Source organism: Streptomyces sp. NPDC002209, from assembly GCF_042890265.1.
In the GTDB taxonomy this organism is placed as follows: Bacteria; Actinomycetota; Actinomycetes; order Streptomycetales; family Streptomycetaceae; genus Streptomyces.
Map to the genome: position 1 here is coordinate 92,392 of NZ_JBIARX010000015.1, position 15,892 is coordinate 108,283.

Genomic DNA, 15,892 nt, shown 5'->3' on the forward strand with positions numbered 1-15,892 from the left:
GTGATCGCGGTGGGGCTGGCCGTGGTGATGTCGGTTTCGGTGCTTCAGGGCTCCGACCCGGCGATCGCCGCGCCTCGGCCCGAGCCGCAGGGCCAGGCCGGAGCCGCCGCGGCGACGGCCGCCGCAGACATCGCTTCCGCGCGCGTGGCCGCCCGTCTGTCGGGCAAGCGGGTCGAGGCTCTGTCCGAACGGACCGAGACGTCGACGACATGGGTCAACAAGGATGGTTCGCTGACCTCTGAGGTGTCCGCCGGCCCGATCCGTTTCAAGGACGCCCAGGGCCGATGGCGTGACGTGGATGTGGACCTCACCAGCGCTGCCGACGGCTCTGTGGTCTCCAAGGCCCACCCGCAGGGTCTGCGGCTGTCGGGCAAGAAGGGAACGAAGGCCCAGTCTCTGGCCGCATCCCAGTCCGCCGCCGCCACGGACCTCGTGACGCTGGGACAGGGTGACGAGGCCATCACGCTGCAGTGGCGCGGTGGACTGCCCGCCCCGGTTCTGGACGGCACCCGGGCGACGTATCCGGACGCGGTGCCGGGCGCGGACGTGGTCGTGGAGGCCACGCGTACCGGGTTCGAGCAGTTCGTCGAGGTCAAGGCGAAGCCTTCGGCAGGCTTCTCGTACACGCTGCCGCTGAAGGCCAAGGGGCTGAAGGTCGAACAACTGCCGGACGGCAGTGTGCAGTTCACGGACAAGAAGTCCAAGAAGACCGCGACGATGCCCGCGCCCGTCATGTGGGACGCGACGGTCGATCCGGTCTCCGGTGAGCACACCCGGCGGGCGAAGGTCGGCCTGAAGGTCGTCAAGGCCAAGGACGGCGTCGACCTGGTCGTCACCCCCGACGCGGGCTTCCTCGCGGACGCGGCGACGAAGTACCCGGTGACCGTCGACCCCTCGACCTCCTCTCTGGGCAACCTGTTCGACACCTACGTGCAGCAGGGCGAGACCGTCGACTGGTCCAACGACACCGAGCTCGACCTCGGCAACCCGGGCACCAAGAACGCCGACGGCACCTTCCGTACCGCCCGGTCCTTCATCACCTGGAACACGGCCCCGGTCGCCGACGCGCTGATCTCCGGCGCCCAGCTGTCGCTGTGGAACTTCCACTCCGGCAACACCGACTGCACCACCCAGCCCTGGGAGGTGTGGACCGCCAACAACGCCTCGACCGCCTCGCGCTGGACGAACCAGCCGGCGATGGTCACCAAGATGGCCACGTCCACCGAGACCAAGGGCAATCCCGGCTGCACATCGGCCCCCGACGGCTGGATCAACGCGGACGTCACCAGCCTGGTCCAGCACTGGGCGAACAACAAGTGGGCCTTCTCCGGCATGGGCCTGCGGGCCACCGACGAGAACAACACCAAGCAGTGGAAGCGGGTCAACTCCGCCAACGCGGCCTCGAACCCGCCGAAGCTGACCGTCACCTACAACTACCGGCCCCGTACCGGTACGAAGCAGGAGGCGGGCGCGCCGTTCTTCTCCTACGGTGGCGCCTACGTGGTCAACACGGCCACGCCCGTCCTGCGGGACACCTTCGTCGACGCCAACGGTGACAAGGTCAACGGCACGTTCCAGATCTTCGACTCCGCGACCGACACGCAGGTCGGGAACGTCCTGGTCTCCCCGTGGGTGTCTTCCGGACAGGTCGCCTCGGTGACCGTTCCCGCCGGTGTGCTGACGAACGGCAAGACGTACAAGTTCCGTACGTCCCCCTACGACGGCAGCCACTACAACCTCGGCTGGTCGGCCTGGAAGACCTTCACGGTCGACACCTCCGCCCCCTCCGCCCCCACCGGCCTGACCTCGACGGACTACCCGTCGAACGCCTGGGTCAAGGGCGCCGGGCAGGCCGGCGACTTCACCGTCACTCCGCCCGCCGGTGACCACCAGTGGCTGGAATGGTCACTGGACGGGACCACCTGGACGAAGGTGGAGACGGGCGGCACAGGAGGCGTGAAGACGCTCTCCCTCGCACCGCCGAAGGACGGCACCCACACCCTGCAGGTCCGCAGCGTGGACAAGGCCGACAACAAGTCCGAAGCCGTCGCGTACACCTTCCACGCAGGGCCCGGCGGATTCGTCCAGCCGTCCGCCGACGAGCGGACTGCCCGTCGCCTCCCGCTCGAGGCGGAAGCCGACGGCAACAAGTACGACAAGGTGTCCTTCGCCTGGCGCCGCTCCGAAGCCGACGCCTGGACGGCGATTCCGGCCGGCCACGTGACCGCCGCCGGTACGCCGCTGACCACGTGGCCGGTGCCGCTCACGGCAGGCAAGAGCGCGCCGCTGGTCTGGAACGCCACGGACACCGTGGACCCTGACGGAACGGTCCAGATCAAGGCCGACTTCACCGGCCCCGGAGCCAGCGGGTCCACCGAGCCCCTCTCCGCGATCGTCGACCGCAACGCCGAGGGAGCCGCCACCCAGGAAATCGGCCCCGGCACGCTCAACCTCCTCACGGGCGACTTCGCCCTGCAGGGCAGCGATGTCGACGCCTTCGGCCTGGCCGCAATGCGCAGCGCGTCCTCGCGCCAGCCTGCCAGGGGGGCGCAGGAGGGCCAGTCCCCGGTCTTCGGCAAGGAGTGGACCGCGGGCATCACCGACCAGGTGACCGCTTCCGACTACACGCACATCCGCAAGGTGTCGGACACCGCATTGGACGTGGTGACCAGTGCCGGCCCGAGCATCCACTTCACCGCGAACACCGCGCAGAACGCCTGGGTTCCGGAGCCGGGATCCGGCGGGCTCACCCTCACGGGCGGCTTCAGCACGGGATTCACGCTCTCGGACACGGCCGGCACCGTCACCGCGTTCGCCAAGCCCGACGCAGCCGCCACCACCTGGCAGACGACGACCACGCTGCGGGCCGGCGCCGGCAACTCCACCACCACCGTGGTGAGCGAAACCGTGACGGCCAACGGGAAGACGCTGGCCCGCCCCAAGCTGGTCATCGCCCCCACCTCCGCAGTCGCCGCCACGACCTGCGCCACCAGCCCTTCGACCAAGGGCTGCCGCGTACTGGAGTACGGCTACGCCACGACGACCACCGCCACCGCCTTCGTCTTCGGCGACATCAGCGGTCAGGCCAAGGAGATCCGCCTCTGGGCGACCGAGCCGGGCTCCGCCGCCGCGACCAGCAAGGTGGTGCAGACCTACAGCTACGACGACGCCGGGCGCCTGCGTGAATCGTGGAACCCGCAGATCTCGCCGGCGCTGAAGACCCAGTACGAGTACGACGGCGCGGGCCGGGTCACCAAGCTCACCACCCCGGGCGAGCTGCCCTGGTCCTTCGTGTACGGCACCGCCGGCGCAGGCTCCGCCGCCGGAGAAGGCATGCTCCTCAAGGCCTCCCGCTCCGGCCTCCAGCAGGGCACCGCAGACGTCGCGGAAGGAACCGCGGCCACCAGCATCGTCTACGACGTACCGATCACCGGTACCAAGGCGCCCTACGCGCTGGGCGCCGCGGATGTGAAGGCCTGGGGCCAGACCGCGGCCCCCACGGACGCGACCGCCGTGTTCCCCGCGGACTCCGTGCCGTCGGCCAACGCCGGCGCTTCGCTCACCGCGGCCGACTACAAGCGTGCCCAGATCCACTACTTGGGCGCGTCGGGCCGCAGCAACAACACGGCCGCTCCGGGCGGTCACATCACCACCACCGAACACGACCGCTTCGGCAACACGGTGCGGCAGCTCTCGGCCTCCAACCGGGCCCTCGCCCTCGGCCTCACCCCGGCCGACACCGCTGCCCAGGCGGACCTCGGCATCGCCAGCCTGCCCAGCGCCGAACGTGCGGCCCTGCTGTCCAACACCTCGGTGTACAGCCAGGACGGCGTCCGTCTGCTCGAAGCCCTCGACCCGCTGCGCCGGGTGGATCTGACGGAGGACCTCAAGTCCGGAGCCGTTGTCCTCGTCCCCGCCGGCACCTCCGTCACGGCCCGGCCGCGGACGGTCAACGAGTACGACACCGGTCGCCCGACCGACGGAACCGCCACGATCAAGGGGGTCGTCACCAAGACGCTCAGCAGTGCGCAGGTCCGCGAACACCCCACGGCCCAGGGCGAGACCCTGGTGATCCAGAGCGTGTACGACTGGGTCAAGGGAGTGAAGACCCAGTCCGTCAAGGACCCGGACGGTCTGGCTCTCGCCACGACCACCGAGTACGACTCGGACGGCCGCATGGTTCGGCAGATCCAGCCCGGGGGCACGGCGTCCTCTGCTTCGACGCGTGTCACCGCGTACTGGTCCGCCACCGGGACAGGGGCCTGCAAGGGGCGCCCGGAGTGGGCAGGTCTCCTCTGCTCGACCGGCCCCGGGGGCACGATCACCGGAGGCGGCAGCAACCCGAACCAGCTTCCGGTCACCACCTCGGAGTACAACTGGTGGGGCAGTGTCGCCAAGGTGACCGAGAGCGCCAACGGGGTGACCCGCACCACCACGACCACCTACGATGACGCCCCCCGCCCCACGAAGATCGCGATCAGCGGAGCCACCGGCCAGGCCGTCCCCGAGACGACGATCGAGTACAACAGCGTCACCGGCCGGGAAACCAGGACGACCACCGCCAACGGCTCCCTCACCAAGGCCTTCGACAAGCTCGGCCGTCAGATCTCCTACACGGATGCCGACGGAGGCGTCACCACCACGGAGTACGACCTCCTCGACCGGCCGGTCAAGACGTCCGACAACGCTCCGTCGACCACCACCTACACCTACGACCACACGACCGAACCGCGCGGCCTGCCCACCGCGTCCACGGACTCCGTGGCCGGCGCGTTCCAGGCCACCTACAACGCGGACGGGCTGATCACCAGCGAGCGACTGCCCGGCGGCTACACCCTGAACACCGCCGTCAACCCTGCCGGAGCCGCCACACAGCGCACCTATACCCGCGACAGCGACGGCGTCCAGGTGTACGCCGACACCATGACCAGGTCGGTCCAGGGCCAGGCGTCCAGCCACAGCGGCTGGTCGAACCAGAAGTACCGCTACGACAAGAGCGGTCGCCTCACCGAGGTCGAGGACACCTCCGACACGGTGTGCACCCGCCGCACCTACGGCTTCGACAGCCGGACCAACCGCACCTCCAAGACCACCGCCGCCAGTGCGCCCGGCGCCGACTGCCCGACCGGCGGAACGACCGTGAACGCCGTCTACGACAGCGCCGACCGGCTCGTCGACACCGGATACGTCTACGACGCGTTCGGCCGCACCACCGTCAAGCCCGGCATCACCGGCGTCGAGTACTTCGCCAACGACCTGGTCCGTCGCCAGACCACCGGCAACAAGCGCCAGACCTGGGAGATCGATCCCAAGCTGCGCTTCCGGTCCTGGACGGTGGAGGCTCAGAACGGCGGCACGTGGTCCCAGACGGAGGCCAAGAAGAACCACTACGGCGACGAATCGGACAACCCCACCTGGATCGAAGAGGACGCCTCGGCATCCGTCATCACCCGCAACGTGAAGTCGCTCTCCGGCGCGATGGCCGCCACCACTGCGAAAACCGGTGGTGTCGTGCTGAACCTCTCCGGAATCCACGGTGACGTCGCCCTCCAGCTCCCGCTGGACAGCGCGTACGCGCCCCGCGCGTACGACTCCGACGAGTACGGGAACGCACGCTCCGCCGCGACCGCTGCGGAACGCTACTCATGGCTGGGAGCCGAGCAGCGCTCCACGGTCGCAACGAGCGACGCCGTCCTCATGGGCGTTCGCCTGTATTCTCCGAGCGAGGGTCGTTTCCTTTCCGTAGACCCCATGTTCGGTGGAAATGCCAATGCGTACGAGTACTGCTACGGCGACCCGGTGAACTGCGCCGACCTGAGCGGAAAATGGTCGTACAGCACCTGGACCCGCTGGTGGTCCCCGTACAAGCACGTCTGGCTCTACCTCAACAGAAATGAAACCCAGCGTGTCGCCTGGGGGGCGGGAGCGGCAGGCGGATTCTTCTCCGCCATCCTGCCCTGGACCTCGGGATGGGTGAGGACAGCGTTCGAAATTCTTCGAGCGTACGCCTGGTACATTTCGTGGGTCGCCGGCTCTGCAATGGCGAAGAGCAGGACCTGCGTATCGATTTACACATACGTCATCAATTGGTGGCCCGCAGCGCCCACCGCATGGCACCGGAGGTGCTAATGGCAAAGAACGGCGACATAGCCAAGAATGCAAAGGTCTTTCTCATCGTGGACCTTTGCAGCGCAGCGATCATGGCAGCGTTCTGCGCCCTGTTTGCGACCAGGGGTGAGGTAATGCTCGCCGTGGGGTTCGGAATCGGTGCTCTCGGCGCGCTCTTCACCGCAAGGTTCAGGAACCGTAAGAGGGCCGGCTGAGATCCAGCCGATCCGAATGGTGCGAGAACCGTAAATCTCCCCGAGGGGCCGTCAGCTTGCTGGCGGCCCCTCTCGGGTAGCGTCCCTCGCCCTGGCCGCCGTCGGGAACGACCTCGGCCACTGCACCACCACGTCGTCATCTCGCCACCGGGGAGAAGCCACACATGAACACGCCGCCATCGCCGCCCGGAGCGGAGCGAACCGACGGATCGTCCGTCCGGATCGGCGCTCTCGTTCCGCTGACCCGCCCCGGCTGGGTCGAGGCGGGCCGGCACCTGCTCGCCGGACTCGAGCTGGCCGTCCGCGAAGTCAACGAGGCCGGCGGGATCCTCGGACGACCGCTCGAGCTGCTGGTCCGGGACACCGCGGCCGATCCGCAGAGGGCCGCGGCGGCCGTGGACGAATTGGCCGGCCTGGGCGTGGCCGCCTTGGCGGGGGAGTACCACAGCGTCGTCGCCCGCGCCGCTGCCGCCAGGGCCGACGCCCTCGGCCTGCCGTTCCTCTGTTCGTCAGCGGTTCTCGACGCGCTCACCGAACAGCCGACGCAATGGGTCGCGCGCCTCGCCCCGGCCCAGTCCCACGGCTGGCAGGTCTACGCGGACTTCCTCCTCACCGCGGGCCACAGCCGCATCGCCGTGGCAGCCCAGCCGAGTGTCTACTGGGCATCCGGGACCCGCATTCTGCGGGACCATCTGGCTCCTCGCGGCGGCACCGTCATCGAACTCGACATGAGCACCCTCACCCCCGCGGCGGTGTGCGACGAACTCGCCGACAACCGTGCGACGGCTCTGCTCCTTCTGGTCGGCCACCCGGAGCCGGCCGTGCCGATCGTCAAGGCCGTCCGCCGCGACCAGCGCCTCGCCGGGATCCTGATCGGTGCCCCGGCCGGCCAGCCGGAGTTCGCCTCATGGGCGACGTCGCTGGGCGAGGACGGTGCCGCGATCCCGTTCCTGCGCTATCTGCCCGAGCGCCTGGGCCCACTCGGTTCACGCGTCGCGACGGCCCTGCGCGAGCGGTTGGGCCAGGCGCCCTCCTTCGTCGCCTTCGAGGGCTACGACACGGTCGCCGTCCTCGCCGATGTGCTGCGTTCTCACGGCACGGACCGGGCGCGCACTGCCGCATCCTGGCCGGGCGTCGCAGTCGAAGGCACCCGCGGGCAGATCCGCTTCTCCCGCACGCCGGGCATCAGCATGTGGCAATGGGCGTGGACGCCGGTCCAGGTCGTCGACCGGGATCCGGCGGAACCCGATCGCTTCCGGATCCTCCACACGAGTCTCAGAGCATGATGAGCAGACGCGTCTTCGGCTTGAGCTTCCGGTTCACCGAGCGGCTCTGCACGTACACCTCCAGCTTGGGATTGCGCCCCGCCTTCACGGAGACGGTCCCCTGGACGCCCGTGCCGAACAGCAGGCTGCGTGCCGCGTCGCCCGTGTACGCGCGGTCGGTGTCCTTCTCGACCACGATGACTTCCTTGTCGGGCTGAACCTGAACCCGGGTGCCCAGCTGGTAGTAGCACGAGCCGCGTTCGTACGTCACGCCCGGATGCGAGTCGACGAACGACCGGATCTCGATCTCCGTGTCGACCTTCAGGAGGCGGTACTTGTCCGCCGGAACCGGCTCGAGGTTCGCCCGCACGTCGTCGACCGAGATGTCCTGGCCGACCGCGAACAGGTTCTTCGTACCGCGCACCCCCTTCTCGCGGCCGCGGAGGAAGCTGGTGGCGGCAGCGCGCACGGTACCGATCGCCTCCTCCACACCCTCCTGGGAATCGGCATCCCAGATGGCGATGTTCCCGGCCGGGAAGCCGTAGTTCTGGGCGGTCCGCTTCGCCAGGGAGTTCGGAACGAGGATGGCGGAGGTCCAGTGGCCCGGAAGCGCACCCATCTTCGCCGCGATCTTGTCGAGCCAGGGGCCGAGGATGGCCATGTCGCCGTCGTGCCGCCGGTCGCCGCCGGAGGCGTTCTCCTCGCCGTCCGTCACCACGATCTGGAGGAAACTGTGCTCGCCGTACTCCTCCCAGATGTGGCCCAGGTCGTCCAGCGACTTCAGGGAGGCTTCGATGAGGGCGGTAGCGCCGTTGTTGACCTTGTAGAGACCCCGCATGGACGGCAGGTGCTTCACGTCCATGTCCCAGACCAGGTTCTCCACCTTGTGGTCGAAGGAGTAGAGGCTGATCCGGGTCTCATGACCGAGGCTGTCCGACTCTGCCTTCAGGCCCGCCACGAACTCGTCCACGACACGGATGAGCTGACTCTGGTGCTGATGCATGGAACCCGAACAGTCCACTACCAGCGCGACGTGATTCACCTTGTGCTGGATCCTGTTGGCGGACATGACTCTGCTCCTTCTCCGAGCTCCCCGAGTGATGTCTCCACACTATGAGGAGCCACTGACAACGCCCCCTGACGCTTCATCACCCACCCGACCGACCCGCCCGTCAGCTGCTGTCCGGGGTCGGAGTATGACCGGACGGTCACAGGATCCGGCTCCGGGAACGGCCGGGGCGCGGTGTACATCTAGCCGGTCGGCGAGGCTCCAGCGAGGCCTCGCCCGACGGTATCGGCAAGAACCGGGCGGCTGCCGCCCGGGGGTGAGCGGCAAGGCGGGGCAGGAATGAAGGCGGTAGCGGTGGCGGGCGGTTCCCCGGAGAGCCCGGAGAGCCCGGAGAGCCCGGAGAGCCAGGAGACTCCGGAGACGGAAGGGACCGAGGTCCCGGGAACGGATCCCGGTACGCAGGACACGCCCCCCGGCACCGGCGGCTCGGCCACCCCGGAGCGCGCAGAGGCCGAGGCCGACGGCGCCACGGAGACCGAGCCCGAGGCGGACGCGCCGGGCGAACCCGCGGCCAAGGCGGAAGCCGAGCCGGAGGCGGAGCACGAAGCCGAGCCGGAGACCGACGCGGAGCCCAAGGCGGAGGCCGACACCGAGCACGCATCCGAGGCCGACACCGAGCACGCATCCGAGGCGGAGGCCGAAGACAGCTCCGAGGCCGAGCCAGAGGCCGACGAGACCGCTCCCGAGGCCGAAGCACAGCCCGACACGGAGGCGCAGCTCGACGTAAAGGCCACGGACGTGGCCGCACCGGAGTCTGAGACGGCTGCCGACGAGACTGCTCCCGAGCCCGACGGGGAGGCCACGGACGCGGCCGCACCGGAGTCTGAGGCGGCTGCCGACGAGACGGCTCCCGAGCCCGACGCGGAGGCCACGGACGCGGCCGCGCCCAAGTCTGAGACGGAGGCCACCGGCGGGGGTGAGGGCGGCGGTGGTGCGGGCCAGGACGAGGGCGCGCCTGACGAGGATGCCGAGGCGGCCGAGGCGGCCGAGGCGGCCGAGGCGGCCGAGGCGGCCGAGACGGCCGAGAAGGTCGAGGCGGACGAGCCCGTAGGGGCCGGTCCGGCGGACGATGCGGGCCGGGAGTCCCGGCCGGTGCCGTCCTGGGCTCGGGACGGCGAGGCCGATGCGGAGCGGACCAGCCAGTTCGTGGCCCTGAAGGACCTGGACGCCCCGGCGCGGAAGGCCCCTTGGCCGGAGGCCGTACCCCAGAACCGGACCCAGGCCCAGGCCCCGGCCCGGACCCCGGGCGCGGCGGCTGCCGCGGACGTCGTCGAGCCCACCCGCGAGGTCCCGCTGCCCCCGCAGCCCCCGCTGGATCTGCTGGCCGAGCTCACCAACACCGCGCCCCCGCCGGAGACCCCGCGCCGCACCGCCGTCCGGCGCGTGAAGATCTGGACCCCGATCCTGCTGCTCCTGGCCGGCGCGGTCACCGGCGCGCAGCTGCTGCGCCCGCTGCCCGCCCCGCAGCTCGTCGCGGCCGAGCAGGCACACACCCTCGACGGGCAGTTCTCCGTACCGTGGCCCGGCAAGGGCCAGGGCGCCGTACGCGTCCCCGGCTCCGGCGACATCGGCAGCTTCGGCGAGCAGAAGCCCGTCCCGACGGCGAGCGTCGCCAAGGTGATGACGGCCTACGTGATCCTCAAGGGCCACCCGCTCCGCAAGGGCGAGGCCGGCCCCCAGATCGAGATCGACGCGAAGACCGTGGCGGACGGCAACTCGGAGCACGAGTCCCGGGTCGAGGGGCTCACCGCCGGTACGAAGTTCAGCCAGCAGGACATGCTGAAGATGCTCATGATCCCCTCGGGCAACAACATCGCCCGGCTGCTGGCGCGCTGGGACGCAGGCGCCGACTCCGAGGCGGCCTTCGTGGCGAAGATGAACGCCGCGGCCAAGGAGCTCGGCATGGAGAACACCACGTACACGGACCCCAGCGGGCTGGACTCCGCGACCGTCAGCACGGCCGCCGACCAGCTGAAGCTGGCCGAGGCCGTGATGAAGGACGAGGCGTTCCGTTCGGTGGTCGCGCTGCCGAGAGAAGAGATCAAGGGGCTGTCCACGCCGCTCATCAACAACAACACCCTGCTCTCGGCCAACGGCCTGAGCATCCGCGGCATCAAGACCGGGTCCAGCACCCCCGCGGGCGGCACGCTGATGTGGGCGGCGTACAAGTCGGTCGGTGACGAGACCCCGCTGATCGTCGGCACGCTCATGGACCAGCACGCGGACGGCCCGGACCTCAACGGCGAGAACAGCCTGAAGCTCGTGCTGGCCAACAGCAAGAAGATCATCGAGGCGGTGCGGCAGGCGCTCGACTCGGCTCCGGTGGTCCGCAAGGGGCAGACGGTCGGCCACGTGGACGACGGGCTCGGCGGGCGTACCCCGGTGGTGGCCACGAAGGACCTGAACGTGATCGGCGTACCGGGCCAGCAGCTGAAGCTCACCCTGCGCCCGGGAGCCTCCGGGACCCCGCACACCGCGAAGGCGGGAACCGAGGTAGGCGTCCTCACGGCCGGCGACGGGGAGGGCGCGAAGAGCGTGCCCGTGGCGGTCGGGACCGAGCTGGCCGAACCCTCCTTCGCCACCCGCGTCACCCGCCTGCGCTAGGTCGTGTCGTCAAAGTAGAGCGTCACGCAGGAGCAGGTACGCCCGGCCACTGGACCCGAGAGGCACCACAGCGGAGGGAGAGGTCCTCCGCTGCACCCTCGGCGTGGTTCAGGAGGCTGCGGCGGCCGCCTGGATACGGGGTACGAAGACCCCCTGGGCCAATCTGTGGGCGGTGGCCGGGTCCAGGTCGCTGCCCGGCCCTTCCAGCCGGATCTCCGCCATGACCGTGCCCGTGCACATGACGAGGTCCAGGCCGTCGAGGCCGCCGGCGTTGCGGTAGTAGGCGTGGCTGGTCACGCCGGGGAGGGCAGGCACGTTCGCCTCGGTGTACTTGGCCGACCGGGCCGCCTCCTTGCCGCACGCGTCCTGGGCGGCCTTCTGCTCGGGATAGGCCCTGATGCCGAAGACGACGGTCTCGCCGAATGCCTCGAACTTCGCCGAGCCCGTCGCGACGGTGGCGCATTCCCAGTCCGCGTCCGGGCCGCACTCCGCCAGGGACTTGGGGTGTTCCTCGACGTGTGCACGGCCGGTCCTCGGTGTCCACTCGTGCATCTGTGACGGGTCGGGCAGCGCCGACTGGATCTGCTGCTCGGTGCGGAGGACGGTGGCGGAATCCTTCGCGCCGTCCGCCGGCTTGGCTGCACTGCCCGCGCCCACACCCGTGTCGGCCGCCGTCGCCGGCTTCTGCGCACCCGCCCCGTCCGCGCCGTTTCCGCAGGCGGTGACCAAGGCCGCGAGCGCCACAACGGCGGCCGCCTTCGCACCGATGCCGGACCTCAACTGCACTCCCCGCTCCCCGTTCGACCCGTCGGACGGCGCCACTGCACCCAGCCGCCGCACCGTCAGGTGATCCTGTCAGCCGGGCCCGGCAGCAATCAAACAAGCGTCCGGTGCCGGGTGCGGTCACGGTCGTGTCGCCGCGAACGGCGCGCCGGCAGCGATCACGACAACAGGGGAACCGGGATCCGGTCGAGTCAGCTGGTCTGCGCGGGCTTCTGCCGGGCGGTGGGGGACGGCTTGCTCTCGCATCCGCAGCCGCCGCGCTGGACGGTGAAGCGGCGGCGCGGCGCCGGGGCAGCGGCGGGAGCGGCGGGAGCGGCGGAGCCGGCGGCGTCGGAAGCGGCGTCGCTCGGGAGGTCGTACGCGGTCATGTGTTCCTGCTTTCCGGTGGGTGCGGCGCCGATACGGCTCCGCACGAAGGCGATCTGGGCGGACACGGCGCCCGCGCCGACCTCGGCGCGGACGCCGGCGCGGCGGTGGGGCGGCCGGTGGAGCGCGGCCGGACGTCGGTCTGACGTCCGGGTTCAGGGCCCGGTGGCCCCCCAGGAGAACCCGGCGAACGCCGGACGGCCGGTGGACGCCTGCGGCGCCTCCGCCCGGGGCGTGAGCGAGCGGACCAGGGCCTGCGGGCCGGCCGTCGACAGCCGGCGCGCGGCGTCCGCGGCCTTTTCGGCCAGTCCCTGTGCCGTGCCCGGTTCATAGCGTGCGGAGTCGTACTGGAGGAGCAGTTTCAAGCCGCTCGAGCGACGCGAGAACTGGAACGAGAGCTCGAACAGGCCCTCGGTCAGCGGGATGGGGCCGCCGATGAGCCGGAGCTCGCCCGGCCCGGTGTCGATCTCGTCCCAGAGGGTCACCCACACGTCGAAGAACGGGTTGCGGCCCGGATTCCGCGGCGGGTCCAGGGTGCGCACCAGCTCACTGAAGGGCAGCCCGCCGTGGTCCATCGCGCCGACCGCCTGGTCCGCGAGGTCGTCGACCAGCGCGACGCAGGGCGATCCGCCCTGTACGGCGGTCCGCAGGACCACGGTGTTGACCATGCAGCCCACCGCCTCCGCCGAGCCGGGCCCGAGGGCGGGGCGGCGGCTGACGGCCGTACCGAGGCTGATGTCGCCGACGCCGGTCGCCTCGTGCAGCATGGCGGCGACGGCGGCGGCCAGCACCGGGAACAGCCCCGTACGGCGGCTGCGCGCGAGCTCCTCCAGCGCCTCGACCTCGGCGGCGTCGAGGTGCGCTGCCACGACCCCGGTGGCCCGGCCGGCCGGGCCGGTGCGCGGATGGTCGACGGGCAGCGGCAGCGGAGCCGGCGGCGGGCTCAACCGGCCCCGCCAATAGGCGAGTTCATCCCCGGAGGGGGATTCGTACGCGGCACGGCCGGACAGTTCCGGAGCCGTGTCCGTCTCCGTGTCCGTGTCCGTGTCCGTGTCCGGGCCGGCCCCGGCCAGGGCCCGGGCGATGATCTCGAGCGAGGTCTGGTCGCCGACGATGTGGTGCAGGACGACCAGCAGCCGGTCCCGGCCGCCGGGGCAGCGCAGCAGCGCGGCCCGCACCAGCGGCCCGCGCCCGAGGTCGAACGGCGCGTGGGCCCACTCCTGTACGGCGGCCGCGCGGGCGGCCTCGTCGGGCAGGTCCAGGACCGCCAGACGGGCGCGCTCGGACGCGGGGCCGGGCACCGGCTCCCCCCACTCCTCGCGGAAGACGGTGCGCAGCTGCGGCTGGAGCTCCTGGAGGCGGGCGAACGCGGCGCCCAGCACCTCGGGATCGGCGGTGCCGTGGCACTCCAGCAACATCGGCACGTGGTACGCGGAGCTCCCGTGCGCCCCGGCACGCCGGGTCCGGTCCTCCAACCACAGCCACCGCTGGGCCCCACTGACGCCCTGCGACCCGTCGGCGCCGGCGGCCGGGGCCACGGCCACCGCCACCGGCTCGGCCTCCGCCTTGGCCTGGGGATCGGCCTGGGCATCGGCCAGGGCCGTCGCGGAGGCGGCGCGTGACGCCAGCCGGTCGGCGAGGTCGGTGACGTTCGGGCATTCGAACACGTCGCGGACGCGGACCGGTACGGACAGCCGCTGCGCCGCCTCCATGGCCAGGGAGGCGGCCTTGAGGCTGTTGCCCCCGAGCAGGAAGAAGTCGCCGTGGTCCGGGACCGGTTGGCCGAACGCCTCGGAGAACAGGGCCCGCAGCACGGCACGGACGGCGTCCGCCGCACCGCCGGAGGCACCGGCGCCCGGCGGGGGCACGAGCCCGGCGGACGCGTCGGGGCCCGCACCGGCCGGGAGGTCCGGGACGGCCGTCGGGAGCGGGCGGGCGGAGAGGCTGCGGCGGTCTATCTTGCCGTTGGGAGTGCTCGGCATGCGGTCCAGCGGGATCACCGCTGCCGGAATCATGTAGTACGGCAGCCGCTCGGCCAGCCTGGCCCGCCAGTCGGCGGGCAGCGGCCCGTCGGTGACCACGTACCCGGCGAGCAGCGGCTGCGCCGTCCCCTCGGGCACGACCACGGCGGCGGCCGCGACGCCCGGCAGGGCGGTGAGCGCCACCTCCACCTCGCCGGGCTCGATGCGGAAGCCGCGGATCTTCAGCTGCCGGTCGGCGCGCCCGCGGAAGTCCAGGGTGCCGTCCGCGCGGTGGCGGGCCAGGTCGCCGGTGCGGTAGAGCCGGGCCCCGGGGCGGGGGTCGTCGGGGTCGGGTACGAAGCGTGGCGCGCCCGCGTCGGGCAGGCCCAGGTAGCCCCGGCCCACGCCGGCGCCGCCGATCCACAGTTCGCCCTCGACGCCCGGGCCGACCGGTGCGCCGGAGCCGTCGCGCACCGAGTAGCGCAGGTTGGCCATGGGGCGGCCGATCGTCGCCGGCTCCCCGGGAGCCCCCGGCAGGCACCGGTGCCAGGACTGGAACACCGTGGCCTCGGTGGGCCCGTAGACGTAGATGAGGTCGCGGCCCGGGGCCCAGCGGTCCACCAGCGCCTGGCTGAAGGACTCGCCGCCGGTGACGACCGTCCGTACGCCCGCGAAGGCGGCAGGGTCCAGCTGGGCCAGCAGCGCGGCGAGCAGGAACACGGTGTCGACGCGCCGTTCGCGGACCAGTGCGGCCAGGGCCTCGGCGGAGGCCACGGGCTCGTCGAAGACGACGACGGCCGCCCCGGCCCACAGGGTCGCGAGGATCTCCCACACCGAGACGTCGAAGGCGGGACTGGCGAACTGGAGCACGCGCCGGCCCGGGGCGAGGCCGAACGGGACGGCGGCGGCCTCCAGCAGATTGGCCAGGGAGTGCTGTTCGATGGCCACCCCCTTGGGGCGGCCGGTGGAGCCCGAGGTGTGGATGACGTACGCGAGGTCGGCCGGGCCCGGCTGCACCCCGCCCGGCTCCGGTACGGCCGTCCCGACGGCGCCCGGCGCGCCCAGCTCGACCTCCAGCACACCGGACGCGGGGAACAGGTGGGCGAGCCGGGCACTGGTCAGGGTGATCGGCGCGGGGGCGCTGTCGACGAGCTGGGCGAGCCGCTCGGCCGGGTGGTCCGGATCCAGCGGTACGTACGCGGCTCCGGCGCGCAGCACCGCGAGAACGGCGACGACCAGCTCGGCGGAGCGGGGCAGGCAGACGCGGACCAGGACGCCCGGCCCCGCCCCGCGCTCGCGCAGCCGTTCCGCGAGCGCCTCGGCGAGGCCGTGCAGTTCCCCGTGGGTGAGGTCCCGGTCGCGGGCCAGCACGGCGGGCCGGTCCGCGACCGGGCGGGCGCGCTCGGCGAGCAGGTGCGCCACCGGGCCCTGCGGGACGGGCGCGGCCGTGTCGTTGAGTGCGGCCAGGGTCTGCTGCCAGGTGGTCACCGCTGCTCCCGCCAGGGCTCGTCGGGGCGGGTC

8 protein-coding genes are annotated in these 15,892 nt (G+C 71.5%); 4 read left to right on the top strand and 4 right to left on the bottom strand.

Annotation, left to right across the window (positions count from 1 at the left end; translation table 11 throughout):
• Positions 1 to 27: 27 nt before the first annotated feature.
• From ACFYXK_RS25830 to ACFYXK_RS25840, 3 genes are all read left to right on the top strand, one after another.
• Positions 28 to 6,129, top strand: a complete 6,102-nt coding sequence (locus tag ACFYXK_RS25830) for a DNRLRE domain-containing protein (protein ID WP_389413303.1) — start codon at positions 28 to 30, stop codon at positions 6,127 to 6,129.
• Positions 6,129 to 6,323: a hypothetical protein gene (locus ACFYXK_RS25835; protein WP_389413249.1), complete on the top strand. Its 195-nt coding sequence runs from the start codon at positions 6,129 to 6,131 to the stop codon at positions 6,321 to 6,323. Before ACFYXK_RS25830 ends, ACFYXK_RS25835 begins: the two co-directional genes overlap by 1 nt.
• Positions 6,324 to 6,487: 164 nt before the next feature.
• Entirely contained in the window at positions 6,488 to 7,609 is a 1,122-nt protein-coding gene (locus ACFYXK_RS25840; RefSeq protein WP_389413250.1) for an ABC transporter substrate-binding protein, read from the top strand.
• On the opposite strand, the gene ACFYXK_RS25845 is transcribed toward ACFYXK_RS25840, so the two are convergent.
• Positions 7,599 to 8,657: a VWA domain-containing protein gene (locus tag ACFYXK_RS25845; protein ID WP_389413251.1), complete on the bottom strand. Its 1,059-nt coding sequence runs from the start codon at positions 8,655 to 8,657 to the stop codon at positions 7,599 to 7,601. The two genes, ACFYXK_RS25840 and ACFYXK_RS25845, sit on opposite strands and share 11 nt — an antisense overlap.
• A 279-nt stretch (positions 8,658 to 8,936) precedes the next feature.
• Between ACFYXK_RS25845 and ACFYXK_RS25850 the strand changes: the two genes are divergently transcribed.
• Positions 8,937 to 11,261, top strand: a complete 2,325-nt coding sequence (locus tag ACFYXK_RS25850) for a serine hydrolase (protein WP_389413252.1) — start codon at positions 8,937 to 8,939, stop codon at positions 11,259 to 11,261.
• A 108-nt stretch (positions 11,262 to 11,369) separates the two neighbouring features.
• On the opposite strand, the gene ACFYXK_RS25855 is transcribed toward ACFYXK_RS25850, so the two are convergent.
• From ACFYXK_RS25855 to ACFYXK_RS25865, 3 genes are all read right to left on the bottom strand, one after another.
• Positions 11,370 to 12,047, bottom strand: coding sequence for a hypothetical protein (locus tag ACFYXK_RS25855; RefSeq protein ID WP_389413253.1), 678 nt, complete (start codon positions 12,045 to 12,047; stop codon positions 11,370 to 11,372).
• 188 nt (positions 12,048 to 12,235) lie between these two features.
• Positions 12,236 to 12,412: a hypothetical protein gene (locus ACFYXK_RS25860; protein ID WP_389413254.1), complete on the bottom strand. Its 177-nt coding sequence runs from the start codon at positions 12,410 to 12,412 to the stop codon at positions 12,236 to 12,238.
• Between the two features lie 153 nt (positions 12,413 to 12,565).
• Positions 12,566 to 15,859 (bottom strand): amino acid adenylation domain-containing protein, encoded by a 3,294-nt coding sequence (locus ACFYXK_RS25865; protein WP_389413255.1) that lies wholly within the window; start codon positions 15,857 to 15,859, stop codon positions 12,566 to 12,568.
• Between the last annotated feature and the right edge of the window lie 33 nt (positions 15,860 to 15,892).

Excerpts from the sequence above, each read along its gene's own strand:
- ACFYXK_RS25845 (WP_389413251.1), bottom strand. The coding sequence starts at position 8,657 with ATGTCCGCCAACAGGATCCAGCACAAGGTGAATCACGTCGCGCTGGTA.
- ACFYXK_RS25860 (WP_389413254.1), bottom strand. The coding sequence starts at position 12,412 with ATGACCGCGTACGACCTCCCGAGCGACGCCGCTTCCGACGCCGCCGGC.
- ACFYXK_RS25840 (WP_389413250.1), top strand. The coding sequence starts at position 6,488 with ATGAACACGCCGCCATCGCCGCCCGGAGCGGAGCGAACCGACGGATCG.
- ACFYXK_RS25850 (WP_389413252.1), top strand. The coding sequence starts at position 8,937 with ATGAAGGCGGTAGCGGTGGCGGGCGGTTCCCCGGAGAGCCCGGAGAGC.
- ACFYXK_RS25830 (WP_389413303.1), top strand. The coding sequence starts at position 28 with ATGTCGGTTTCGGTGCTTCAGGGCTCCGACCCGGCGATCGCCGCGCCT.
- ACFYXK_RS25835 (WP_389413249.1), top strand. The coding sequence starts at position 6,129 with ATGGCAAAGAACGGCGACATAGCCAAGAATGCAAAGGTCTTTCTCATC.